Consider the following 24,909-nt stretch of genomic DNA (forward strand, 5'->3'; position numbering starts at 1 on the left):
GTACAGCACGACGACGTCGGCAACGCAGGCCGGGCGCTTCTCACCGTCGATCTCGTAGGTCAGCTCGAACACCGACTCGACACCTGAGGTCGTCTGGTGAGCGCTCCTCACCGAGATGGTCGCGCGGATCTGTGAACCCACGCGCAGCGGTGACGGAAACCGCACTCTGTCCAGCCCGTAGCTCAACGCCGTAGTGAGTTCGCGGATCTTCAAGACCTCCGAGATGACCACAGGAGCGAGGGAAAGGGTGAGGTATCCGTGCGCGACCGTCCCCCCGAAGGGGCCGATGGCGGCCCGTTGCGCGTCGGTGTGGATCCACTGGTGGTCCCCGGTGGCGTCGGCGAACAGGTCTACCTGCTGCTGAGTGATTGTCATCCACTCGGTGCTGCCCAACCGCTGACCGACCAGGTCGAGCAGATCTGCTGGCTTCTCGAGATGAACTGTCATAACGGGCCTTTCGCTCTCACGCGGTCAGTGGTCGAGCACGTAGCTGCCGGGTGCCGCCTCCAACGGCAGCATGCCGGCCCCACCGAGCGAGTCCGGTGCGTCCTTCTCTTTGCCACTGCGCTCTGCCAGCCAGCCCACATAGTCTGGCCACCAGGATCCGGTGTGCTGCTCAGCGGCGTCGGCCCAGGCGGCGGGATCGGGCTCCTCGACGCCGCCGCTGCGGTAGCCGGCCTTGGTGTTTCCCGGCGGGTTGACCAGCGCGGCGATGTGTCCGCTGGAGGACAGCACGAATCGGCAGTTCTTGCTGCCGAGCAGCCGGGCGCTGCGGTAACAGGCCTGCCAGGGCGAAATGTGGTCAGCCACTCCTGCCACCACGTACGCATCCAGATCAGCTCTCCGAGGTCCACCGGTGTGCCCAACATGGTGACCCCACCGGGGGTGGCCAGCGAATTGTGCACCCCCATCGTCACCATGTCGCGATGCAGCCCAGCCGCCATCCGGGTGGTGTCGGCGTTCCAGAACAACACATCAAAGGCCGCAGGCGACTTGCCCTGCACATAGTTGTTCACCCAGTACCGCCACACCAGATCGGTCGGCCGAAGCCACGCGAACACCTCCGCCAACGACCGGCCGTCCAGATATCCCTTCCTGGCCGACAACGCGATGGCGATGTTGGCCACCTCCTCGTCGATGGCGGCGGCGGCAACACCGGCCTTGCGCTGATCGAGCACGGTCACCATCAACGTCAAGCCGGCAAGCCGATCACCCTCACCGGTCGCGGTGAGATGTTGGGCGGTCATCGCCGCAAGGATCCCGCCCGAGCAGGACGCCTGCAGGTGCGTGCGATCGCATCCGGCAATCTTCTCGACCGCGTCCAGCGCGCTCAGGATGGCGCGGCCATAGGTGTCAAACCCCCAATTCCGCTGCTCGGCGGTGGGATTGCGCCACGAGATCGCGAAGACCTGCACGCCCTGGCGCACAAAGTACTCGATCATGCTGCGGCCAGGCGAGATGTCGAGGATGTAGAACTTGTTGATCACCGGCGGGACCATCAGCAGCGGGACCGACCACACCCGCTCCGTCTGCGGCGCGTACTGGATCAGCTCGAACACCTCATTGCGGAAGACCACAACACCGGCGGTGGCAGCGATGTTGTCCCCCAACGTGAACGCATCGGGTTCCACCATCGACGGCACCCGCGGCGCCGACATCATGTCAGAAACGAAATGCCGCAAACCCCGCACCGCGCTGAGCCCGCCGGTATCGATCAACGCCTTGTATCCCAGCGGATTCAGCAGCGGATTATTGCTCGGTGAAAACCCCTCGATGATCACATCCAGAGCGAACCGGATCCGCTCGCCGTCCCGCCAACCCAGATGAGCATCCGAAAACAGCTGGTCCACCGTCGTGGCGGCGGCCAGATATGCCTGCATCGTCCGCCTGAGCAATGGATTGCCCTGCCATGCTGCATCGGCGAAACGCTTGTCGCCCTTTGCCGGTGCCAGGTCCGAGCGGCCTTCGGCGATCGATACCAATTGCCGGCCCAGGCTCGTGCCGCGGGATGCCACCGTTTTCGGCTGCCGGGCCAGGTTGAGAGCGAACCTGCTCCACGACGTGTTGGGCATCATCCGCTCGGCGATACCGACCGCCGAACTGGTCAACAGTAGGTCCAACGGCGCCGCTAACTCGTCGCCGCCGGCGTTGTTCGTAGCTACCACGGTTTCATGCCTCCTCCCATACCGGGGTCTGACGTGCGGGCGCAGAAGTCTTCCCGTGGGACCAGTCGGAAGGCCGTCCACGAACCACGTCCGGCGGGGCGTACTTGCAGGCGGCGACACGATCCTTGACACGATAGCTCTCCATCACAGCAGTAAGGTGCACACCGAATTTTCTCGATTGTCGCGGTCGCCGTCGTTGTCGCGAAGAACAATCCATACGCGGTGATGGTGTGGTCGCGAACATCGCACGGGGGTGTTCCGGAACCTTAGGAGGGCATCGGGCGACACGTTCGGGACGCGAGCCCAGTCCGGCGCGGTGGGCGGTGGGCAGTGTGGGCAATGTTCAATAGAACATCATCGCGGCGACGATGTTGTATCCCCGCACAACACAGAGGCATTGCATCCTGGCAAACAATGAACTGCTGTCGGGCGGCGGCAGTCCCGGGTCTCCCACACCGCGCACCGCGACGCGGGTGCGCAAATCAACACATCGCAGGGAGCAGCTTTGAGTATCACCAGCACCGTTTCGACGACACGTTCCGGTTGGCTTCTCGGGTGCCCGGCGCGGCTGTCGCGGCCATTTCCTCCGAAGCATCCATGGCGAGGTCGCAGCGCTGGAAAGATAAAACAGGCGTCGTTAGTGCGTCTGCGCCGCTGCAAAGGTCTGTCGAAGGAACGAGTCACCACCTCCGCGCCTAATTGAGTTATCCCCATAACGTCCGACACCGCGGGAGACAGCGTTGGCAAGACCCGGAAAGCGCCGACCCAGCCTTCACGGGGCGTTGTCCGCGGCGTTGCACAAGCAGATTGCCGCTCGTCGCGCCACCGCCGACCAGACGATCTCGCTCGCCCACCTGATCGGACGCCGCGCCCTCAACGACGCGGGAAGCCGAATCGGCAAGGTCAGCGACGTCGTCGTCCGTTGGGACGCCGGCGTCGCTTACCCCCCGGTCGTCGGGGTTCTCGTTGGCGTCGGCAGCGGGCTCGCGCTGCTTGATCTGCAAGACGTGACGTTCACCCAAACAGGGATACGCCTGCGTCCCGGGCGTCACCTGGTGTCGCGACCGGTTCGTGCTGAAGGCGACGTCGCCCTGGCCCGTGACGTGCTCGACCGTCAGCTCGTCGACATCGCCGGGGTGCAGGTCGTGCGGGCGGCGGATGTGTATTTGGTCAACGGGCCCAGGGGCTGGGAGCTGGCCGGCATCGACGTCGGCGTCCGGTCGTTCAGCCGGCGCCTTCTCCGCAAGCGCCGACTCTGTCCGCCGCCCGATCGGGTCATCGACTGGGCCGAGCTGCAAGCGTTCGTTCCCCGTTTCACCGATGGCGTCCCGCAGGGGAAGAAGGGGCCTGCAGCGGCGGCCGGCATCATCGGGGGTGGCGTGCAGCTCGGACGTCCGGCAGCTGACCTCAAAGAGCTCCGGGCCAGCGATGTGGCCGCGATCCTGGCTGAGCTGGGCCGCGGCCAGCAGGCGCAGGTGGCCGCTCTCGCGGCACCCTCGGCAGCCGTCGAGGCGCTTCGCCAGCTCACTCCTGCTCAGCGGGATGCCGTGCTCGGCGAGCTGAGCGAACCGGACAGGGCCCGGCTGCAGGCACTGCTGGAAGGCGGCGAGACTCCGTGACCGAAGCCCAGGCCGCCCAAACCCCGCCGCGCAGCCGTCGTCCCTGGATGGTCCGGCTCCTCGCCGTGCTGGCCATCCTCGGACCCGGCCTGATCGCCGCCAATGCGGGCAATGACGCCGGGGGGATCCTGACCTACGCGAGCGCCGGGGCGCAATTCGCCTACCGGACGCTGTTTTTGATGGTTCTGGTCACCGTGGCGCTGGTTGTGGTGCAGGAGATGTGCTCTCGCCTCGGGGTCTACACCGGCGAGGGGCTCGGCGGTTTGATCCGCGAACAGTTCTCGGCCCGCAGCACATTCGTGGCGATGGCGCTGCTGCTCATCGCCAACGCCGGCCTGACCGTCAGCGAGTTCGCCGGTGTCGGGGCGGCCATGGAGATCTTCGGGGTTTCGCCGCGCATCTCGGTGCCGATCACCGCGGTATTCGTGTGGGCGCTGACGGTCCTGGGCTCCTACTCCCGCGCCGAGCGGCTCTTCCTCGTGTTGACGCTGGCCTTCCTGGCCTACCCGATCGCCGCCTTCCTGGGTCACCCCAACCGCAAGGAGGTCCTCAGCAACCTGGTGTGGCCGCATTTTCTGGCCACCCACGAGTTCCTGGTGCTCGCGGTCGCCCTGATCGGCACCACGATCACGCCCTACATGCAGTTCTACGCCGCCTCTGCGTGCGTGGACAAAGGCATCAAACCCGCCGACTACCGCGGGGAACGCATCGACGCGGTCACCGGCGCCATCTGGAGCGACGTGATCAGCATCTTCATCATCATCGCCACAGCGGCCGCGATCGGTGGCAGCGGTCCGCTCCAGTCGGCGCAACAGGCGGCGGAGGCGTTAAAGCCAGTGGTGGGTGCATTTGCGCCGCAGCTGTTCGCCTTCGGCCTGCTCGGGGCGTCGCTGCTCGCCGCCTCGGTAGTGCCACTGTCAACCTCGTATGCGATCGCCGACGCGACGGGGGCCCCGCGTTCGGTGTCGAGGAGCTTTCGTGAGGCGCCCCTCTTCTACGGCATCTTCACGCTGCAGGTCGTGATCGGCGCGGCGGTCGCCCTCGCCCCGGGTAATCTTGTCGCCCTGGTCGTCAACGCCCAAGTGCTGAACGGGATCATCACGCCGATGCTGCTGACCTACGTGCTGATCCTGGCCAACCGCTCAGACGTGCTTGGCACGGCGAAGAACGGCCCGATCTTCAAGGCCGTCGCCACTGTATGCGTCGCCGTGGTCGGAATCCTCTCGTTTGTCGTTCTCGTCGAAACCGTCTTCGGCCTTGGTTGACAACTCCGGGATGCTCGCGCCGCAGGCGCCGACGCAGTTAACGGTTGAGCAGCGGCAGGTGCTGAGTAGGTCGGCGCGGATGCAGCTGCCGCGGGCGTCGCGGCGCAGCGACATTGTTCGCAGATATACCGATCGAGGCCCGACGTTGTCCCCGGCGCCATCGACGAAGGCTCGCCGGGGCGAAACACTTCGGGCATGACTAACATCGCTCCTCCGAAGCTTTTCTCCCGTCTGTGGACATCGGTGCTGGTGTCCGGGGTGTTTGCGGTGATCCTGGGCGTTCTGGTGCTGGTGTGGCCCGGAATATCGATCCTGGTGGCCGCAGTCCTTTTCGGTGTGTACCTGGTGGTCAGCGGCGTCGCGATGGTGATCTTCGCGCTCAGCCTGCCTGTCTCGGCGGGCACGCGGATCCTGATGTTCCTCAGCGGTGCCGCATCATTGGTCCTGGCCGTGCTGGCGTTCCGCCACTTCGGTCAGGGATACGCAGTTCTCTTGCTGGCCATATGGATCGCAGTCGGGTTCATCTTCCAGGGCGTCGCGACCACGGGAACAGCAATCAGTGAACCGGGCATTCCCGGGCGCGGGTGGGCGATCTTCGTCGGGGTCATGAGCATCATCGCCGGCGTCGTCGTGCTCGCGTGGCCGTTCGATTCCATCGTCGTATTGGCTCTCGTTGTCGGGATCTGGCTGATCGTGATCGGGGTCCTCGAGATCGTGTCGGCGTTCCGGATCCGGTCGGCAGCCAAGAACATCGAGGGCGCCTGGCATGGGAGCGACGGCGGCCAGGCCGTCCACGCCGCCTAGGCCCGCATACGACGGAGCGAACGCCATGAGTTCACCCGGCTACCGCGGAGTCGGAGAGACCGACCGCACGCGTACCCTCTTCGGCCAGGTCATGTGGTACGTGGCCGCGACAGCCGGCATGTTCGCGCTCGGCAGCTATCTGGGCCGCAATCTCGGTAACGGCTGGGCGTTCGTGTTCTTCATCCTCGCGTTCGGCTGCCTGATCGGCATGCGGTTCGCCGTCCGCAGCTCCCCTGGCCTGGGCATCGCACTGCTGTTCGGTGTGGGGCTGCTGCTGGGACTGGCCATGTCGCCCACGCTGGTCTACTACGCCAACGCGGACCCCCAGGCGCTGTGGGAGGCCGGCGGTGCGACGGCGCTGTTCATCGCCGGCTGCGGCGCCTTCGGCTACGCCACCCGCACCGACCTGTCAGGCATCGCCCGCGTCGGCTTCTGGGCGCTGCTTGCGCTCATCGGATTCGGCATCGTATTGATCTTCGTGCACATTCCCGGCGGTGCGGTCATCTACTCGATCCTCGGTCTGGTCATCTTCGCGGGTCTCACCATGGCCGACTTCCAGCGGCTGCGGCGATCGACCGATTTGGACTCGGCACCACTCATCGCCGTATCGATCTTCCTGGATGCGCTCAACGTGTTCTCGCTCTTCCTGCAGCTGTTCGGGGGCAGGAACCGGGACTGACCACCGGCTTACCCGCACGGGCCCCCGAGACGGCCACCGGCTTTCCTCCACGCCCGAAGCGATGGAGCACAGTCAACGAGATTGCGGCACAGGCTTTCCCGTCACATGAGCCGGCGGTGCACCTCGAACGCCAGGCACAGTTCAGCGACATCGCGCGGCCGCGACAGGCTGCGACCGGTGTAGTGCTCGATCCGGTGCAGCCGATATCGGACCGTGTTTGGATGGCAGAACAAGACTTCGCCGGTGGTGCGGAGCGACCCGTCGTGTTCCATCCACACCCGAAATGTTTCGAACAGGATCTCCCGCTCGTTTTCCGCCAGCTGCGTGAAGCTCTGCAGCATCGGTGCGACAAGTTTGGTCATCACATCGGGCGCACTCACGGCCGCGGTGGCCAGTATCGAGGCGTCGAATACCGAGACCAGCGGGCCGGGGTCTGGCCGACCGCGTAGCGTCACCCGCGCGCACCGGAACGCCTGGGCGGTTTCGCGCAGATCGTCGAAGCGCGCGCTGACCCCGACATGGGTGGTGGTGATCCGCGAGAGCAGCGCCAGCACATCGTCCAGGGTGTCATCGGTGCGGAAGTGCACGACGCCGACTTGGGCTTCTGGGAGCAAGCACCATGCCGAGAGGACATCCAGGCTGCGCAGCTTTGATTCGATGTCGGGCAACGCCGCGGTGCCCACCTGTGGTAGTTCCACGGCGATCACCACAAAAGGGCCGCAAGTCGGCAACCGAAGACAATCCGCCACTTCCCATAGGCTCCACTGATCGATCAGCCGGCCATGGACCAGTGCGTCGACAAAGCTCGATCGCTCCGAGTCGTCACCAAATTTAGGCAGGTTGTGCTCCTCGCGGTCTGTGCGGGCCAGCGCAGCCGCAAACACCTCCTGCGCGGTAAGCATCTTCGCGGTCTGCCCAGACGCTTTACCGTTCACCGGTGGTCGGACCGCCGATTCCTCAACCATCGCCTGCCACCCGGCGGAATCCGACCCGGTACGCGTCCACCACCGACGGCAGCTGCACACCGCCATCGGTGAGCCCGACGACGGACCTGATCCGGGTCATCGCCAATCCCTTGATGCCAGCACGGGCTCATCACCGAAGCACCGCGCGAACCCTCAGCCGCCAAGCTATTTGCCGCGACCACCCCGACACTAGGGACCAAAGTCCCGGAGTCAACATCATTGCGTCTTCTCTATGTGCCGCTGAGGCCCGCATCGGCGGCCGCCAGCAAACCGAGTGCGGACCAGTCAAGATCGCTCCAGCCGCGTGCCACCATCTCGACAAGACGCTCATGGACGAGGCTCGCGGCCGGCATCGGCACGGCTTCGTGTTCGGCTTCCGCGAGGGCGAGACGCAGGTCCTTGGTCGCGAGCGGCACCGCCATCCCCGCCGGGCGGAACCGGCCGTCGACGATCTTGCCACCGTAGGCCTTGTGGACACGGGAATCGAAGAGCGAGTTCGTCAGCACGCCGAAGGCGAGGTGCCCATCGATCCCGCCCTTTTCCAACAGCGCCAACACTTCGCCCATGCCTTCGAGCGTGGTCGCGGTCAGCGTGTTGGCGCCAAGCTTCATCAGGTTCGCCCGTCCCGGGTCCTCGCCGATCACAAACAGGCGCCGGCCGAGACGCTGCAGCAGCGGACCAACGCTCTCCAGAGCGGCGTGCGGGCCGCCGGCCAGCACGAATAGCTTTCGCTCGCGGGCAAAATCGGGGTTCCCGAGCATCGGTGCGGCGACGTAACCCTGTTGGCGGCGGGTGTGCTCCGCGGCGACGCGGCGCGAAATGCCGGGGCTGACGGTACTGGTCGAAATGTGGACCGCACCGGGGGTGAGAACATCGACCAGCCCGCCGGCCGATAGCGCCACCGCGGCAAGCGCGTCGTCGTCGGGAAGGGACGTCAGCACCACCTCACAGGAGGCCAGATCGGCCAGCTCTGCGGCGGCTCGCGCGCCGGTCAATGCCGCTGCGCGCTGGGGGTCGCGGTCGTAGGCCAGCACCTGATAACCGTCTTGGACCAGGTTGGCGGCAAAGGCATGTCCCATATGGCCGAGACCGACCACACCGACGCGTCTGAGACCCGATCCGCTGGCTGCTTGGCTCTGCGGTTCATCAAGCATGCGCAGTCTCCTTCACGTACCGCACAGCATCCGATGTCAATGGCTCAACTTACGCGCGGCGGGAAATTCCGCGCGGTCTTTGACAGCCTGCGGGGGCAGTCGTCAGCCGACCGGCTCAACTGACGGAGGGGGTGGCGCTTTGCCTGCGGGCGAGCCTAGCTAGAGCCCGGGCCCGTCGACGTGCAGGGACGTCAAGAAGGTCAGTGCCGCTTCGTAGGCATCGGCGACGAGCATGTCGGTGTGGCCGAAGTCGAGGGGCGATACGTGGTGCAGCGCCGGGCCGGGCAGGTAGACGACTGGCACCTTGGCGGCGGCCAGCGGTGCTTCGAGCACCGCCTGTGACCGCATGGTGATGATCGCGGCGAACAGCAGCGCCTCGGCCAACGTGTCCGGCGGGTCGGGGAGGTGGCCGGGGAAGGCGCAGTCGAGGACGACCAGGGAACGGGCTCCCATGCTCAGCGCCTGGCGGAGTGGAACGTTGGCGACCACACCGCCGTCATAGAGGCGCCGGCCGTCGTGCTCGACGGGCGGGAAGATGCCTGGGATAGCGGCGCTGGCCATCAGCGCGGGCAGCAGCGGACCGGCTTGGATCATGTAAGGGGGGTGGCCGTGGCGACGTCGGTGGTGATCGCCGCGAACGGGAGGACGAGGTCGGCGAAGCAGGTGGCCGGGCCCAGGAAATCGCCGATCATGGAGGCGAGCCCGGTGTTGGGGAACAGGGGGTGCCGCTCTGGCGCAGGGTGCGGACCTGGGCGAGCAGGCCGCCCGGGAAGACCTGCTTACGGGTCGTTCGCGCCCAGCAGTGCGACAGCCGGTTCGCAGCGCCCTTCGGGTCGCGGGCGACGACGACACCGTTGATCGACCCGACCGACGTGCCGACAGCCAGGTCGGCGGTGATGCCCCGCTCCGCGAGGGCCTGCAGCATCCCGACCTGGATGGCACCCAGGCTGCCGCCACCACCGAGCACGAAACCGACCGGCCGGGGCAGCGGCATCGCGTCCATCGTCGTCCTCACAGTCGGTGTGTCGTTGGCCTCAGACGACTTAGTCTGTCGCACCCGGCTGACCCGAGTTCGAGGTTGCGACAACTGACCCGCCCTGGCTACGTCTTTTGAACCGCCCGAGGATGCCAGCGACCGTCGAGGACATCCCGCCTGGGTGCGTAGAGCCGCATAGTCACTCCGAGCGGTCCCCGCGGTGCAGGCAGCCAGTTCGACTCGCGCGCTGCGCCAGGGTTGGTGTGCTGAAGGTAAAGGTCCAGCGAGCCGTCGGTGTTGTACATCAACGGATCACGGTCGCCGATGGCGAAGCGGTTGAGTTCGTTGGCCATCTGAAAACCTTCGGCGTCGTACATCGTGACCGACCAAAAGGCATCGACGGGCGGTAGCTCATCGGCGTCGAAATGGATGACGTAGTCGTGCTCACCGGTGACCGGGTTCCCGTCGGAGTCGGCCGTCAGGGCGGGATAGACCGCGTCTTCGGGCGGGTTGGCACCCAGGCCCATCAGCGCGACGACCGCCCGTTTGAAGTAGTAGTTGCCGTAGACACCCATCGTCTCGGTGGCCATAGTCCAGCCGTTAACGCGGGTGCCCAGAGTACCGAGCCCCGCCAGCATGTCCCGCAGCGCAGCGGCCCGCCCGGCGTCGATCTCAGTGCGTTCCGCCGTGTTGAACCGGCCGGGGTTGAACGGTTTGCCAGCCTCGATCCCCAGGTTGGCGAGGCGGGCCAGCTGCGAAAAATCCGTTGAATGTGGCGGATTTACATCCAGCAGCCTCGCCGCGTAGACGAGGAAGTCCACCGCGCTCATGCCGTTGACGATGTTCATCACTTCGGTGCTGGTGTCATAGTCCCTGTTGAGGACATGGCGGAGCGTCTTGGCAACCGGGGTGATGTGGTAACCGTCCTGGACCTTGTGGACCGCGTCATAGTCGGCCGGTCCGTTGGTCTGTGTGCGGCCGATGACCCAGACATACGGCGTGGGTGCGTTGATAACAGGAAAGCCCTCGGGTAGTTCGCCGGCATATCCGGGGCCGGTCACGACGAAGTCCCGGGCATCGGTGCCGGTGGTGCGCTTGCCGGGGTTGGCGAACACGTCGGTCCACATGTCAAGCAGCGGGAGCATGTAATAGCGGTCATCGGTATCCGGTGCGTGCAGGATCACCGGACCCGCAGTCAGATCGAGCCACGCCGAGGAGTAGAGCGTATCGAAGTTCGGCCGGACCACAGTGCGAAAGTCAGCGGTCGGAAATGCCCTCAGGTGATGAAACTCGTTGGGTGGCCCGGTTCCCGGATTGGTCCCGGGCGCACTGTTGATCGCCTGCAGCCGGGTGAAGTCCATCGTGACCAGCGGGTGAAAGTAGAGCGTCGCTTCATAGCTGAGCGTGCGTAGATCGTCGGACAACGTGCTCATAGGATGCCTCTTCCCGTCGTTGGCCGGACTTGAGCCCCGATCAAAACTACCCGCGCCGCCAAGGGTTAGACGTGTGTTGAAATACGCTCGCTCTGCGCTGCGCTCGGCCGGTCCCCATCCGTCACCATCCCCCCGCGTGTCTGCGCTGACTACAGCAGTGGGGGTACGGCCGGATCGATCGGGAACTCCAATACCGTCGGTCCTTGTTGTCGTAACGCCGCGGTGACGTCGACGGTGATGGCGTCCGGCGTTGTCGGGCGGGCGGCCGCGCACCCGTACCCGGTCGCCAACGACACTATGTCAAGACCCGGTAGGTCCAGTCCTGGCACACCGGGTGTCTCCTCAGGCACCGCAAACGATTTCAGGATGGCGCAAGGTGACGTCCCGAACGGTCGACTTCGATTCAGCACCCAGCATTTTCGTCCTCCCACGTCGACGCGACGGGCATCGCGTCAAGTTAGCGAGCGCGCGACCTCCGGGTCGCCGATACCACGACGGCTTTTCTCCCGGTTCATGTCTTTAGCCGAATCTCCAGGCGGGAAATCTCGGCACGATTCCGCGTCAACTGTAGGTGTTACCGCAATATCTCCAGCAGCTTTCTTGCTCAATCCGCGAAACAACGCCAACGGGCGTCTATCCCCCCGCATGCGCGCGGCGTCGCACCTTGTAATCGCCCAACCTGTGCGGTGGAACTCGTTTGATTACATCAGGCGGCGATGCACCTCGAATGCGATCGACAATTCAGCGATGTCCCGCGGCCGCGACAGGCAGCGGCCGGTTAGTTTCTCGATCCGGTGCAGGCGATACCGGACCGTATTGGGGTGACAGAACAGCAACTCGCCGACCCTGCGCAATGCTCCGTCGTTTTCCAACCACACCTGAAACGTATCGAAGAGCACCTCCCGCTCCTCATCGGGCAATTCGGCGAACCCCGCCATCGTCGGGATCACCAGCTTGACCATCACTTCCGGAGCGCTGACCGCGGCGCCGGCCAGTATCGAGCCGTCGAACACACGGACCGGCAGGCCGGGGTCGGTGCGGCCACGAAGCATGACCCGGGCAAACCGCAGCGCTTGAGCCGTGTCGCGCAGATCGTCGAACCGTGCACTCACCCCGACGGGGTTGGTAGCGACCCGGGACACCAGTGCCAGCACATTGCCGAGGTGGACGTCGGTCCTGCAGTGCACGATCCCCACCTGCACGTCAGGCAGCAACCGCCACGCGGAAAACACGTCCAAACTGCGCAGCTTCGATTCAATGCCCGGCAGGGTTTCGGCACCTACCACGGGAACTTCGGCGGCGACGACCACGAACGGACCAGCGGTTGGCAGCCGGAGGTAGTCGGCGACCTCCCACAGGTTCCACTGCTCGAACAACCGGCCGTGCAGCAGTGAATCCATGAGGTCCGAGCGCTGAGATTCATCGCTGAGCAGCCGGTGGGTCTGCTCCTTGCGGTACCCGACGGCCATCGCACCGGTGAAGATGTCCTGGGCGGTAAGCAGTTCCGTCGTCAATGTGCGCAACGCCTCGCCGTTCACGTGGTCTAGGGTCGCTGATTCGGCAACCATTGCGTCCCAAACTCGGCGGAATCCCACTCGATACGCCTCCATCACAGACGAGAGCGGGACCTCGTCCCCTGCGCGCGCGACTCCCAGCTCCGTCGCGACCGTCGGGTCCAATTCGCTTTCCCCGGCGATGGCGCTGAGAATCGGCCGTAAATTCGCGGCGCACGCATCGGCGACCGCGTCGAAGGGAACCGGCGCAGCCGCCTGGTAGAGACGGACTTCCCTCGTGATGGAGCGGGCAAGCAGGACCGCAAGTTCCTCGGTGCGCCCCTGAAGCTTCTCGGCAATGGCAGCGACCTGTCCTTGCACTGTGTCGCATTGCATGCGCAAAGGTTAGACAGCGATCAGGGCGCGCCCATCGTCCTGCGCCGACGAAGATCGTCGTCGTGGTTGTCGTCAAACGACGACTACGGAGTCGGCGAGCGACCAACCGGCTGCGAAGGCAGCCTCGTTCGGAACGCGAGTGGCCTGTCTCCGGAAGACAAGACCGTGTCGAAAGTTGGTCGGGCGGCGACATTCGCCACGACAAGTTATGCCACTTAGGGTCTTGCGGAACCCCGCGTCGTGTTCATCACCGCGACGGGTCGACCGCCGCAATCATCAACCGTTCCGCCGCACGGAGAAGGGTGTGTGAGACCATGTCCTACCTGAGCGCGATCGCATTGCTACTGTCGGTATTGTCTCCGCTGCTCGTTCCGCTGACCGTCGGCGGAATCCGGGGCATCGCCAATTGGGCCCAGAATTACGAACGCCTTCGTGCGACTGTTCGCCGCCAGAGTCGTGCCGTGACGGCAGCCTTGTCACGAAAAACTATGTCGCCGAGTAGTTTCCACAGACAACGCTACGCCGCGCGCGGACGGCCGGCAGTCGACATGTGCACGTGTACATCGTCGCAGCGCCCACGTTGTTCTCCGCAACAACGAAGAAAACCCGACCGGGCGCAAGGATGAACTGCACCTGGTGGCCGTATTCCGCCTGGATCGAGTCCGCAGCTGGTCAGCTTCTTGATCCCACTACCGCAGTATCACCATAGAAGGGACATCGCGATGGCAACGATCGGCAATCCGTCGTTTGATCTGTTCAAGCTTCCCGACGAGCACAACGAGTTGCGCGCGGTGTTGCGGGATCTGTGTGAGAAGGAGATCGCACCGCACGCCGCCGACGTCGACGAGCACGCGCGTTTCCCCGAGGAGGCGCTCGAGGCGCTCAACAATTCGGGCTTTTCGGCCGTGCATATCCCCGACCAGTACGGCGGCCAAGGCGCGGATTCGGTGGCCACCTGCATCGTCATCGAAGAAGTGGCCCGCGTCGATGCGTCGGCGTCGCTGATTCCCGGCGTCAACAAGCTCGGCACGATCGGGCTGATCCTGCGCGGTTCGGAGCAGCTCAAGAAGAAAGTACTGCCCGCGGTGGCTTCGGGGGATGCGATGGCCTCCTATGCGCTTTCCGAGCGGGAGGCCGGCAGCGACGCGGCCGCGATGCGCACCCGCGCCCGGCAAGACGGCGACGAGTGGGTGCTCAACGGCGCCAAGTGCTGGATCACCAACGGCGGCAACTCGACCTGGTACACCGTGATGGCCTCGACAGACCCGGACAAGGGCGCCAACGGGATCTCGGCGTTCATGGTGCATAAGGACGACCCCGGCTTCACCGTCGGGCCCAAGGAGCGCAAGCTGGGCATCAAGGGCTCGCCCACCACCGAGTTGTATTTCGAGGACTGCCGGATCCCCGGCGACCGGATCATCGGAGAGCCCGGCACCGGATTCAAGACCGCGCTGGCCGCCCTCGATCACACCCGCCCGACGATCGGGGCGCAGGCGGTGGGCATTGCGCAGGGTGCCCTGGACGCCGCGATCGCCTACACCAAACAGCGCAAGCAGTTCGGGCAGCGCATCAGCGATTTCGAGGGCGTGCAGTTCATGCTGGCCGACATGGCGATGAAGGTCGAGGCGGCCCGGCTGATGGTCTACACCGCCGCCGCGCGGGCCGAGCGGGGCGAGCCGGACCTGGGCTTCATCTCCTCGGCGTCGAAGTGCTTTGCCTCCGACGTGGCCATGGAGGTCACCACCGACGCCGTGCAACTGTTCGGCGGGGCCGGCTACACCCGGGACTTTCCCGTCGAACGGATGATGCGCGACGCCAAGATCACCCAGATCTACGAAGGCACCAACCAGATCCAGCGCGTCGTCATGTCACGCGCCTTGCTGAAGTAAGCCGAGGGTGCCGCGGCCGGGTTGACCCCAGGCAGGGTGACAAGCCTGAACGTGACCTCGCCGGTCGGGGCCATCACCATCTGGTTGGGCCGTTCCATGTGGGGTTGGTGGCGTCGGCAGGCGTCGCCATCACGTATCGCGTGGTCCGCGTCCCCGGGTCAATCTCATCGCTGCTGCTGATCGTTGTGGCGTTTTCCTTCGCGCTGGGCCTCGATCCCGCGACATCGCGGCTGGTCAACGGCAATTCATTGAGCACGCGCCGCACTACCACCAGCAGACTCAAGACCACTCCTCGGTGAATCGGTCGGCTGAAGGACCGCTTCCACCTGCAAAAACGCATCATCGGGGCGGCGCTGCAGGGCATTGTCGCGGGCGCGCTGCTTGCGATCCCGCTCGGTGCGGCAGCTTCAGCTGCTGGCACAGCAGCAACTGCTTTTCCCGGCGCTTGATGAGGCCTGATCCATCATGGGGCCAGAATCGGGCTGGCGCACCATGTTTTTCAACTGTTTGGCCCCCAGCACAGCCTCCGTGACGGAATCCGGGCAGGGGCACGGTTCGTCCGCGCCACGCCCGCGTCGGTACCTGTTCGACGGTGGTCCGCGCGATCAGGAGCTGAGCGCCACTGCCCTGGCTCGTGCATACACGGCGTCGAGTGCCGCATACTCGGCTTCCTCGATCGCGACCACGGCGAAATCGATGGCGTCCAGAGCGTAAGACTCGGCCATGTTAGCGTCCGCCGCGGCCTCCTTCGCGTCGAGTTTGGCCTTCTTCTCCTTGACGTCTTTCCTCACCCTGGCGACATGATCTTGCCATTTGCCGCGAATCTCGTCCCACTGCGATGACGCTTTGTCGCCGGCGGCACGTGCCTTGTTCTTGAACTGATCGGCCGCTGCGGTCGCCTTATCCCGCGCGTCGGCGACCTCAGCCTCGAGCTGATCCCTGGTCCTCACACTGGCTGCCTTCAGCTCGTCGTTCGCCTCTTTTGCTTTGTCGGAGACCTTCTCGAACCGTCTGCTGAAATCGCTGTCTGCCATCGCCGAGCCCCTTCTATGAGTTCAGGGCGGCCTCTTCGCCCACCGCCTCGATCCTCAGCGCCCAGTGGGTGCCCGGTCATTGTTTGGTGAGACACGATCTGCAACCGCAGATTGGTCGCGGGGACAACGGTAAGTCCGTCGGCTGTGACCCACACGGTCCCGGATCGATTGCTGGCTGCCGCAGGCCCACGGGGAAGGACGTTGTGCGAAGTCTTGTCAACAAAACGCTATGAACCCGAAGGGAACTCGCACCATCAGCCTGGCAGTGGACGGGCCAGACGGCGCGGAAGGGCAAACCACCTCTCAGGCCATAGCTCAAGCCCTCGCGGAGGGTTTCGCATGGTCCTGTCGACCCGCTGCCGGAAGAACCGGAACACAGCGAGCGCAGACCTGCGGTCCGGCGGCTACCCCGGATCGCGGGAAAGGACCGCGGTGCCGTACCAATGGCACACCAGCAGCGCCAGTTCCACGTCAAGCCGGTCGCCGGCTATCGGGCGGCCGCGCCGGGCGATAGCCCTGCCCACCCGGTACTTCACCGAATTGGAGTGCAGCCTGAGTTCTTCGGCGGCCACCTTGTAGCTGGAGCCGCACCGCAGGAAGATCCGCAAGGTGTGCCGCAGCCGGGCGTCATTCTCGTTGTCGGCGGCCAGATCGCCGAGCACCTCGGCCACCCAATCCCGGGCCTGGCCGACGTCGCCAGACAAGAGCGCCGCGGCCGACAGGCCGGGGTCACTGGCCGCAATGACCGTCGGCTCGTGGCCGCCGCGGGCCACCGCCACCGCGCGGGCGGCCTGCGCCTGCTGGTGCGAGCGGCGAAAGCCCTCAACACCAGGCGCCATCATCCCGATCCCGACACTGGGCGCGCCGCGATGACCGGCGGTGAACCGGCGCACCTTGTCGAGCGCATCGGCCGCGGGCGTGCGGAACGGCAGCCATCCCCATCCGCACATCCGGTCGGCGGCAACGAACAACGGAGCGGCCGCGGTATCTGCGGCCTCCCCCAGATCGCGAACGAACCGTTGCAAAAGGGTGAGTTCGTTGCCTCCACCGGCTGCGTCGGGATACCAGACGACGACAGCAAGGTGGTGCCAGCGGATCGGATAGCGGATCGCGTCGGTCGCGGTATCGACGTCGATGGCTTTCTTTCCGGCGAGAACTTCCCGGACCCGCAGGGCGCGAATGCTGTTCTGGTTTTCGAGCCATCGTTCGCGCTCGTCTTCATACACGACGACGACCTGCTGCGAAATCCAGTCGATGTACTCGAAAAGCGTCGCGGCGATCGCCTCGATGACGGCAAAGCCCATCGACGGCTCGATATCGAGCGCGCGTACTTCGCCGAACACCAACTCGTTCATTCGCCGTTGGCCGAGTCGATAGGCGCGGATAAGCGCGTTGACCGGGACGCCACGTTGCGCCAGCCGCCTGGCGTACTCCATCGCAGCGGTCGGCGCCTCGACACGTTGCACCGCGATGTCATACCTCAACGCGTGCAAGATGGTGTCCACGTTTCCCTCGACGCTCGCGCCAAGCAGCTCTGCGACACCGGGATCCCCCCGCAGCTCCGGGATGTCCTCTTCGAGCGAGCGACGGATATGCGACGACACCTCGGCCAGTCGGCCGCTCAGCCGGGCGGCGGTTTCGGCGACGTAGCGGCTCACATCGACTTTGTCGTCGAGGCGCGGATTCGTCACCTCACGACAGTAGATCCTTCGGTTACCCCCGCGGGCGGATTTTGCCGTGGTCGGGGTTGTTCGGGCGACAACGGCCAGACCTATCTTCATCGCAAAACGACAGTGTCACGCCTCACGGCGATTCCTGATGTTGTGGCCCGTCACAGCGCCGCCGGCGCCGTGCAGCGTGGTGTTCGTGCCGTCACCGACGAGGGCCGCGCCGCTGAGGAGGGCGATACCCGTTGACCGTGATCCGCACTGACCTTGCGCCGGCCGACACCGAGCTGGACGCGATGGAGATGGACCTGCTCGCCGAGGAGGCCACCGACCGCGACCGCGTCGTCCCCGGGGACATCGAGATCGAGGATGCCGACGGCTGCGACGCCTCGGCGGTCGCGGTAAGCCGCGCGACCGAAACGCTGATGCGTCGCACCGAGACCGAAGCGGTGAGCCGCATTGGGGGCCTCGAGGTCCGCGGGGGTCGGCCTGACCATCGAGCAGGGGTGGACGCTGCTGGACAATGTCTCGTTTTCGGCGCGGCCGGGCACGCTGACGGCGGTGATCGGGCCCTCGGGTGCGGGCAAGTCGACCCTCGCGAAGGTGATGGTCGGGGCGACGAGGCCCACCCGCGGGGCGGTGTCGTTTGAGGGTCACGACATCCACGGCGGGAACGTGTCGCGCTCAGCCTGTTCTACGCCGGATTCGTTGGATGGAAGATCCGCCTGACGGGCGGCTGATTTCCGCGGCAGCAGCGGCTCCCAGCCCAGCTGTGCAAGCCCTGCATTTCGAGCGACCGTGGCGATCGATCCGAGCGGTTGTCTCCAACCGACAAAAGCAAAACCCATGTTCATCGGATGACGACGATGCCAGGAATCACACCCACTACTAGCGTTATGGCGCGTCACATCCCCACTGGTACGAGGAGTGCAATACATGAACCTGCGGGTACTGCCCGAGTTGCGGGCGGCAAGGGATCCCGAGGGACCGGCCGTCGCCGATGACACGGTCAGCCTGAACAACGGCCAGTTCCTCGACGCGGTGCGGCGTGCCGGCGCAGCGCTGCGCGGGCGTGGTGTGTCGGGTGGTGACGTGGTCGCGATCATGCTGCCCAACACGGCCGACTTTGTGGTATCGCTGTTCGCGGCGTGGCGTCTGGGCGCGGCGGTCACCCCGATCAATCCCTCCCTGCGCGCGGCGGAGGTCGAATATCAACTTGCCGACGCCGGCGCCAAGGTGTTGATCGTCGATACCGTGCCCGAGCTCGATACCGGCGATCGGCCGGTGGTCATGGCCAGCGACTTGACGACCACACCCGCCGAGGGGCTGCCGCACGCGGCGCACCTGGGCGACGACTCGCTGGCGCTGCTGATCTACACCAGCGGCACTACGGGCCGGCCCAAGGGCGTGATGCTGGATCACTCCAACCTCTTCGCGATGTGCCGCGCGGTCATCGACGCGTTCGAACTGACCAGCGCCGACAACAGCTTGCTGATTCTGCCGCTGTTTCACGTCAACGGGATCGTGATCGGCACCCTCTCCCCGCTGCTTGCCGGCGGCCGGATCACCATCGCGGGCCGGTTCAGCCCGAAATCGTTCTTCAGCAGGGTGGAGCAGAGCCGCGCCACGTACTTTTCGGCAGTACCAACCATTCTCACGATGCTGTGTGGGCTGCCCGAGGACGTGAAACCCGACACCTCGTCGGTGCGGTTCGCGCTCTGCGGGGCCGCGCCGGCCAGTGTGGAACTGCTTGAGCGGTTCGAATCGCGCTACGGCATCGGAATCGTCGAAGGCTACGGGCTCTCGGAGGGATCGTGCGCCAGCACCGTCAACCCATTGAACGGAAGGCGTAAGGCGGGCACGGTAGGACTTCCCCTACCGGGCCAAACCATTCGACTGGTCAACGGATCCGGGCAACCCGTTGCCGACGGTGATGCGGGCGAGGTCGTGATCAAGGGCCCGAACGTCATGCGTGGTTACCTGAACCGGCCCGAAGAGACAGCGAAGACGATCGTCGACGGCTGGCTGCACACCGGCGACATCGGACGCTTCGACGAAGACGGATACCTGGTGCTGGTCGACCGTGCCAAGGACATGATCATCCGCGGCGGGGAGAACATCTACCCCCGCGAAATCGAGGCCGTTGTTCACCAGCTACCGCAGATCGCCGAGGCCGCCGTGATCGGGCGGGCCGACCCGGTATACGGCGAAGAGCCGGTGCTGTTCGTCTCACCGCACCCCGACAAGCCCCTCCGAGTCGATCTGATCCGCGATCACCTTCGCGAGTCGTTGTCGAAATACAAACTGCCGGTTGACATCACCGTCCTCGACGAGCTGCCCAAGAATGCGGTGGGCAAGATCGACAAACGCGGCCTGCGGCAACGGCTCACCAAGACCCACTGAGAACTCAACGACAACCATCCCTTATTTAGGAGAGCTGAAATGAGTTTCACCAAACCGAATTTTCCCGACGTCGAGCCGGATACCTTCCTTGCCAAGCCGCTCATGGAGCGGATGCGGATCCTCGCGCAGAGCTGGGCCGAAAACGGGTTCGGATCGCCACGGATGGTTCACACCATCTACATCGCCAAGCTTGTCTTCTTCTACGCCTTCGGCGGCATCCTCGTCGCGACGCTGACCTCGGGGCTTCCCGCGTTCTGGCATGTCTCGGGATGGTGGAACCAGCCGATCGTGTACCAGAAGGCCATCCTGTGGACGGTCCTCCTCGAGGTCATCGGGGTCGCCGGGTCGTGGGGCCCGCTGGCCGGCAAGGTGAAGCCGATGACCGGGGGCATCCTGTTCTGGGCCCGTCCGGGAACGATCCGGCTGCGGCCGTGGAAATGGGTGCCGTTCACCGGAGGCGACCGGCGGACGTGGTTCGATGTAGCGCTTTACATCGGCCTCATCGTCAGCCTGGTCATTCCGCTGTTTTCGCCTGGTGTGCATAGTGATTCGCTGTCAAAAGCGCTGCCCGACAACACCTCGGGACTGGTGAACCCGGCGCTGCTCATTGCGCCGATGGTGCTGCTGGTGCTGATCGGGTTGCGCGACAAGGTCATCTTCCTCGGCGCGCGCGCTGAGCAGTACCTGCCCGCCCTGTTCTTCTTCACCGTCTTGCCGTTCGTCGACATGATCATCGCGCTCAAGCTGCTGATCGTGGTGGTGTGGGTCGGTGCCGGGGTGTCGAAGTTCGGCAAGCACTTCTCCAACGTCGTCCCGCCGATGGTCAGCAACAGCCCGTCGATGCCGTTCAAGTGGGTCAAGCGTGCGCACTACCGCGACTTCCCGCGCGACCTGCGGCCCTCGCGCGTCGCCGATGCGATGGCGCACGCCGCGGGCACCATGGTCGAGGTCATCGCCCCACTGGTCCTGCTGTTCTCGACCAACAAGTGGCTGACGGTGGTGGCCGTGGTGATCATGGTGGCATTCCACCTGTTCATCATCTCGACGTTCCCGCTGGCGGTCCCGCTCGAATGGAACGTCCTGTTCGCCTACGCCACGATCTTCCTGTTCCTCGGCTTCCCGGCCTGGCGCGGGTACGCCGTGACCAACATGTCGTCGCCGTGGCTGACCGTCGCGATCGTCGCCGCGCTGCTCTTCTACCCGATCCTCGGCAACTTCCGGCCCGACAAGGTCTCGTTCCTGCCGTCGATGCGCCAATACGCCGGGAACTGGGCCTCAGCGGTGTGGGCATTCGCTCCAGGCGCGGAGGCGAAACTGAACAGGGTCACCCGCACCGCGAAGAATCAGCTCGACCAGTTCATCGAGCTCGGTTACGAGCCGAAATGGGCCGAAGTCACGATGCAGCTGCCAATCGCCTGGCGGACCATGCACAGCCAGGGCCGCGGCCTGTTCTCGGTGCTGCTGACGACACTGCCGGACATCGACACCCGCACGGTGCGCGAGGCGGAATTCGTCTGCAACTCGTTGATCGGGTTCAACTTCGGCGACGGTCACCTGCACAACGAAGACCTGATCGCCGCCGTACAGCGCGAGGCGGCCTTCGAGCCGGGCGAACTCGTCGTCGCGTGGGTCGAGTCGCAGGGCTGGGCCAGCAAGGTTCAGCACTACAAGGTGATCGACGCGGCGCTCGGCGTGATCGAGCGTGGCACCTGGAAGGTGGCCGACGCGGTCAAGGAGCAGCCGTGGCTGCCCAACGGGCCGATCCCCACCGAGGTCACCTGGTCGCTGGCCGGGAGAAGTGGGCGCGTCGAGCCGGCCGTAAGCCGCGACGAGCAGGATCACGGTCACGGAGCCCTGACGTGAGCACCGCGATCGTCGTGGGGGCCGGGCCGAATGGCCTGGCCGCCGCGGTGACACTGGCCAAAGCCGGAATGCAGGTGACCGTGCTGGAGGCCGCCGACGACATCGGCGGTGGCACCCGCAGCAGCGACGCGATTCTTCCCGGGCTGCTGCATGATCACTGCTCGGCGATTCATCCGATGGCGGTCGGCTCGCCGTTCCTCACCAGCGTCGGCCTCGATCGGTACGGGCTGTCGTGGCGGCTGCCCGACGTCGACTGTGTCCATCCGCTCGACGGCGGCGGCGCGGGAGTGCTGTATCGCTCCGTCGACGACACCGCCGGCGGGCTGGGCTCCGACGGGTCCCGGTGGCGCCGGCTGTTCGGCTGGCCGTCGCAGAGGTTCGATGCCCTGTGCAAGGACATCATGGGGCCGTTGCTGCGTCTGCCGCACCATCCGCTGCTGCTGGCCCGGTTCGGTGCGCCGACGGTGCTGCCCGCCTCGACCCTCGCGAGGTGGTTTCGCACCCCCGAGGCGCAGGCGTTATTCGGAGGTGTTGCGGCACATGCGTTCCGGCCGCTGCACTATCCGATGACTGCCGCCGTCGGGCTGGGCATCCTCACCGCCGGCCATCGCCACGGCTGGGCGGTGGCGGCCGGCGGTTCGCAGTCGATCACCAACGCGCTGGCAGCGCTGCTGGCCGAGCTGGGCGGCAAGATCGAAACCGGCACCCGCGTCGAGGCGGCATCGCAACTCCAGCCGGCTGACGTGACGATGTTCGACCTGGCGCCCGGCGCGGTTGCCGGCATTCTCGGCGATCGGCTGCCGCGACGAGTCGCTCGCGCCTACCGGCGGTTCCGGCAAGGCCCGGGCGCGTTCAAGGTCGACTTCGCCGTCGAAGGCGGCGTCCCGTGGACCAACCCCGACGCCCACCGCGCGGGCACCGTGCACGTGGTCGGCACCCTCGCCGAGCTCGCCGCGACCGAACGCGACATCCACGCCGGGCGCATGCCCGAGCGACCATTCGTGCTCGTCGGCCAGCAGTATCTGGCCGACCCGGGCCGATCCGTCGGCAACATCCATCCGGTGTGGACGTACGCCCATGTGCCGAACGGCTATCCGGGTGACGCCACCGGGGCGATCATCGCCCAGATCGAGCGGTTCGCGCCGGGTTTCCGTGACCGGATAGTCGGGCACGCTGTGCGCACAACAGTGCAGATGGCCTCATATGACGCCAATTTCGTGGGCGGCGACATCATGACTGGCTCGAAGGACATACGCCAACTGACGTTTGGCCCGAGGATCACGCTGTCGCCGTACCGCATTGGGGTGCCCGGCATGTACATCTGTTCGGCGGCTACGCCACCGGGGCCCGGGGCGCATGGCATGTGTGGCGCGAACGCCGCCGAAAGCGCGCTGCGCGAACTCGGTCACCGTTGACAGCTCGAAGCCGAACCGCTGCCCTCACACGCACCGGCCCCACCCGAGCCGGCCGCGGGTACCGGCGCGGCAGTACCGGGCAGCGGCCGGATTCCCCTACAGCGGCGCACCACCCCGCAGATGCTCGAAGATCAGCGACGTCTGCGTTCCGGCCACGTCCGGATCGGCGTTGAGGTTCTCCACCACGAAGGCGCGTAGGTCTTCGGTGTCGCGTGCGGCGACGTGCAAGATGTAATCGTCCGCTCCGGCGAGGAAGTAGACGTCCATCACGTGCGGCAGCTTGCGGATCTCGGAGATGAAGTGCCGAATTCGGCCGCGCGCGTTGGATTGCAGGCTAACCGAGATCATCGCCTGCAGGGGTCGCCCGATCGCCGCCGGATCGACGTCGGCGTAGAAGCCGCGAATCACGCCGATCTCCTGGAGCCGACGCACGCGACCGTGGCATGTCGACGGCGCAATGCCGACCAGCTCGGCCAACGCACTGTTGGGCATCCGCGCGTCGGCGTGCAAGGCGTTGAGGATGCGCCGGTCGACGTCGTCGATTTCCGGGATCCGAACATCCTTCGGCGGACGGGCTGTGGTCATCGTCGACCCCGTCGATTGTTCTGGCATGGCGACACGTTATCGAATACTCGGCGATATGTTTGCCATTAAGCCGAAACTTCTTCAGAATTTTAGGTAGCCCCACCGAGACATAGGAGCGATGATGCGTGTCGGTGTCCCGACCGAGATCAAGAACAACGAGTTCCGCGTGGCTATCACCCCCGCCGGCGTCGCCGAGCTGACCCGACGCGGCCACGATGTCGTGATCCAGGCCGGTGCCGGCGAGGGGTCGTCAATCTCCGACGCCGACTTCAAGTCGGCGGGCGCGGAGATCATCACCGGCGCCGAGCTCCTCTGGGAGCAGGCCGACCTGCTGCTGAAGGTCAAGGAGCCGATCGAACCCGAGTACACGCTGATGCGCCGCGGCCAGACCCTGTTCACGTACCTGCACCTGGCCGCGTCGCCGGCGTGCACCGAGGCGCTGATCAACTCCGGCACCACCTCGATCGCGTACGAAACCGTGCAGACCGCCGACGGCGCTCTGCCACTGCTGGCCCCGATGAGCGAGGTGGCCGGCCGGCTGGCCGCCCAGGTCGGTGGCTACCACTTGATGAAGCCGGGCGGTGGCCGCGGCGTGCTTATGGGCGGAGTGCCCGGCGTGGGCCCCGCCGATGTCGTGGTGATCGGCGGCGGCACGGCTGGCTACAACGCCGCCCGCGTCGCCTGCGGGATGGGCGCGGATGTGCTGGTGTTCGACATCAACATCGCCAGACTGCGCGAACTTGACGCCGAGTTCGGCGGCCGCATCCACACCCGCTACTCGTCGAGCCTGGAACTCGAAGGCGCGGTCAAACGTGCGGACCTGGTGATCGGTGCGGTGCTGGTGCCCGGCGCGAAAGCGCCGAAGCTGGTGTCCAATTCGCTTGTGGCGCAGATGAAGCCCGGTGCCGTGCTGGTCGACATCGCAATCGACCAGGGCGGCTGCTTCGAGGACTCGCGACCCACCACTCATGACGACCCGACGTTCAAAGTCCATGACACGGTGTTCTACTGCGTCGCGAACATGCCCGGCTCGGTGCCGCGCACATCGACGTGGGCGCTGACCAACGCCACGATGCCCTACGTGCTGAAGCTGGCCGACAGGGG

General features: G+C 65.6%; 22 protein-coding genes and 2 pseudogenes. 11 read left to right on the plus strand and 13 right to left on the minus strand.

Translation table 11 applies throughout. The features are described from left to right. Together VKG81_RS01465 and VKG81_RS01470 are read right to left on the minus strand one after the other, a co-directional pair. A partial coding sequence (locus tag VKG81_RS01465) for a MaoC family dehydratase (RefSeq protein ID WP_324389050.1) occupies positions 1 to 447 on the minus strand: 447 nt, incomplete at its 3' end. A gap of 24 nt (positions 448 to 471) precedes the next feature. Further along, positions 472 to 2,165: pseudogene (locus VKG81_RS01470) on the minus strand (PHA/PHB synthase family protein). A gap of 740 nt (positions 2,166 to 2,905) precedes the next feature. Here VKG81_RS01470 and VKG81_RS01475 point away from each other — a divergent pair. The 4 genes from VKG81_RS01475 to VKG81_RS01490 all read left to right on the plus strand — a co-directional run bounded on the left by VKG81_RS01475 (position 2,906) and on the right by VKG81_RS01490 (position 6,532). Further along, on the plus strand, positions 2,906 to 3,784 hold the full coding sequence (locus tag VKG81_RS01475) for a hypothetical protein (protein WP_324389051.1): 879 nt from the start codon (positions 2,906 to 2,908) through the stop codon (positions 3,782 to 3,784). After that, positions 3,781 to 5,049 carry a divalent metal cation transporter gene (locus VKG81_RS01480; RefSeq protein WP_324389052.1) on the plus strand — a complete coding sequence of 423 codons (1,269 nt, stop codon included), beginning with the start codon at positions 3,781 to 3,783 and terminating at the stop codon, positions 5,047 to 5,049. The genes VKG81_RS01475 and VKG81_RS01480 overlap by 4 nt, the downstream gene beginning before the upstream one ends. A gap of 195 nt (positions 5,050 to 5,244) precedes the next feature. Next, positions 5,245 to 5,853, plus strand: coding sequence for an HdeD family acid-resistance protein (locus tag VKG81_RS01485; RefSeq protein ID WP_324389053.1), 609 nt, complete (start codon positions 5,245 to 5,247; stop codon positions 5,851 to 5,853). Positions 5,854 to 5,878: 25 nt separating this feature from the next. Continuing rightward, entirely contained in the window at positions 5,879 to 6,532 is a 654-nt protein-coding gene (locus VKG81_RS01490) for a Bax inhibitor-1/YccA family protein (protein ID WP_324389054.1), read from the plus strand. Positions 6,533 to 6,633: 101 nt separating this feature from the next. On the opposite strand, the gene VKG81_RS01495 is transcribed toward VKG81_RS01490, so the two are convergent. The 7 genes from VKG81_RS01495 to VKG81_RS01525 all read right to left on the minus strand — a co-directional run bounded on the left by VKG81_RS01495 (position 6,634) and on the right by VKG81_RS01525 (position 12,949). Next, positions 6,634 to 7,497, minus strand: a complete 864-nt coding sequence (locus VKG81_RS01495; protein WP_324389055.1) for a helix-turn-helix domain-containing protein — start codon at positions 7,495 to 7,497, stop codon at positions 6,634 to 6,636. A gap of 230 nt (positions 7,498 to 7,727) precedes the next feature. After that, a complete protein-coding gene (locus VKG81_RS01500) occupies positions 7,728 to 8,651 on the minus strand; it encodes an NAD(P)-dependent oxidoreductase (RefSeq protein WP_324389056.1) in 924 nt (307 codons plus the stop codon). Positions 8,652 to 8,810: 159 nt separating this feature from the next. Beyond that, the gene (locus VKG81_RS01505; RefSeq protein ID WP_324389057.1) at positions 8,811 to 9,245 is read right to left on the minus strand and encodes a patatin-like phospholipase family protein; all 435 of its coding nucleotides are present in this window, start codon (positions 9,243 to 9,245) and stop codon (positions 8,811 to 8,813) included. Between the two features lie 94 nt (positions 9,246 to 9,339). Further along, positions 9,340 to 9,666: a patatin-like phospholipase family protein gene (locus VKG81_RS21440; RefSeq protein ID WP_414685109.1), complete on the minus strand. Its 327-nt coding sequence runs from the start codon at positions 9,664 to 9,666 to the stop codon at positions 9,340 to 9,342. Between the two features lie 86 nt (positions 9,667 to 9,752). Next, a complete protein-coding gene (locus tag VKG81_RS01515) occupies positions 9,753 to 11,060 on the minus strand; it encodes a DUF1254 domain-containing protein (RefSeq protein ID WP_324389058.1) in 1,308 nt (435 codons plus the stop codon). Between the two features lie 149 nt (positions 11,061 to 11,209). After that, complete coding sequence (locus tag VKG81_RS01520; protein ID WP_414685110.1) at positions 11,210 to 11,410, minus strand: hypothetical protein; 201 nt, start codon at positions 11,408 to 11,410, stop codon at positions 11,210 to 11,212. 351 nt (positions 11,411 to 11,761) lie between these two features. After that, positions 11,762 to 12,949, minus strand: a complete 1,188-nt coding sequence (locus VKG81_RS01525; RefSeq protein WP_324389059.1) for a helix-turn-helix domain-containing protein — start codon at positions 12,947 to 12,949, stop codon at positions 11,762 to 11,764. Positions 12,950 to 13,671: 722 nt separating this feature from the next. On the opposite strand from VKG81_RS01525, the gene VKG81_RS01530 reads away from it, so the two are divergent. Beyond that, the gene (locus VKG81_RS01530; protein WP_324389060.1) at positions 13,672 to 14,838 is read left to right on the plus strand and encodes an acyl-CoA dehydrogenase; all 1,167 of its coding nucleotides are present in this window, start codon (positions 13,672 to 13,674) and stop codon (positions 14,836 to 14,838) included. 107 nt (positions 14,839 to 14,945) lie between these two features. Continuing rightward, on the plus strand, positions 14,946 to 15,137 hold the full coding sequence (locus VKG81_RS01535; RefSeq protein WP_324389061.1) for a hypothetical protein: 192 nt from the start codon (positions 14,946 to 14,948) through the stop codon (positions 15,135 to 15,137). 306 nt (positions 15,138 to 15,443) lie between these two features. Here the strand turns inward: VKG81_RS01535 and VKG81_RS01540 are convergent, their stop codons facing one another. Beyond that, positions 15,444 to 15,872 (minus strand): hypothetical protein, encoded by a 429-nt coding sequence (locus VKG81_RS01540; protein WP_324389062.1) that lies wholly within the window; start codon positions 15,870 to 15,872, stop codon positions 15,444 to 15,446. Positions 15,873 to 16,276: 404 nt separating this feature from the next. Next, on the minus strand, positions 16,277 to 17,563 hold the full coding sequence (locus VKG81_RS01545) for a helix-turn-helix domain-containing protein (protein ID WP_324389063.1): 1,287 nt from the start codon (positions 17,561 to 17,563) through the stop codon (positions 16,277 to 16,279). 395 nt (positions 17,564 to 17,958) lie between these two features. Here VKG81_RS01545 and VKG81_RS01550 point away from each other — a divergent pair. Next, positions 17,959 to 18,205, plus strand: a pseudogene (locus tag VKG81_RS01550) (ATP-binding cassette domain-containing protein); the annotation flags it as partial. Here the strand turns inward: VKG81_RS01550 and VKG81_RS01555 are convergent. After that, positions 18,193 to 18,393, minus strand: a complete 201-nt coding sequence (locus tag VKG81_RS01555; RefSeq protein ID WP_324389069.1) for a hypothetical protein — start codon at positions 18,391 to 18,393, stop codon at positions 18,193 to 18,195. The pseudogene VKG81_RS01550 and the gene VKG81_RS01555 sit on opposite strands and share 13 nt — an antisense overlap. 82 nt (positions 18,394 to 18,475) lie before the next feature. Between VKG81_RS01555 and VKG81_RS01560 the strand changes: the two genes are divergently transcribed. From VKG81_RS01560 to VKG81_RS01570, 3 genes are read left to right on the plus strand one after another with little or no spacing between them, the layout of a single operon-like run. After that, the gene (locus VKG81_RS01560; RefSeq protein ID WP_324389064.1) at positions 18,476 to 19,942 is read left to right on the plus strand and encodes a class I adenylate-forming enzyme family protein; all 1,467 of its coding nucleotides are present in this window, start codon (positions 18,476 to 18,478) and stop codon (positions 19,940 to 19,942) included. A gap of 39 nt (positions 19,943 to 19,981) precedes the next feature. After that, on the plus strand, positions 19,982 to 21,805 hold the full coding sequence (locus tag VKG81_RS01565; RefSeq protein ID WP_324389065.1) for a DUF3556 domain-containing protein: 1,824 nt from the start codon (positions 19,982 to 19,984) through the stop codon (positions 21,803 to 21,805). Further along, on the plus strand, positions 21,802 to 23,220 hold the full coding sequence (locus VKG81_RS01570) for an NAD(P)/FAD-dependent oxidoreductase (RefSeq protein ID WP_324389066.1): 1,419 nt from the start codon (positions 21,802 to 21,804) through the stop codon (positions 23,218 to 23,220). Before VKG81_RS01565 ends, VKG81_RS01570 begins: the two co-directional genes overlap by 4 nt. Before the next feature lie 96 nt (positions 23,221 to 23,316). Here the strand turns inward: VKG81_RS01570 and VKG81_RS01575 are convergent, their stop codons facing one another. Further along, complete coding sequence (locus tag VKG81_RS01575) at positions 23,317 to 23,832, minus strand: Lrp/AsnC family transcriptional regulator (RefSeq protein ID WP_324389067.1); 516 nt, start codon at positions 23,830 to 23,832, stop codon at positions 23,317 to 23,319. 94 nt (positions 23,833 to 23,926) lie between these two features. Here VKG81_RS01575 and ald point away from each other — a divergent pair. Beyond that, a partial coding sequence (gene ald, locus VKG81_RS01580) for an alanine dehydrogenase (protein WP_324389068.1) occupies positions 23,927 to 24,909 on the plus strand: 983 nt, incomplete at its 3' end.

The organism is Mycobacterium sp. (assembly GCF_035314905.1).
Taxonomy (GTDB): domain Bacteria; phylum Actinomycetota; class Actinomycetes; order Mycobacteriales; family Mycobacteriaceae; genus Mycobacterium.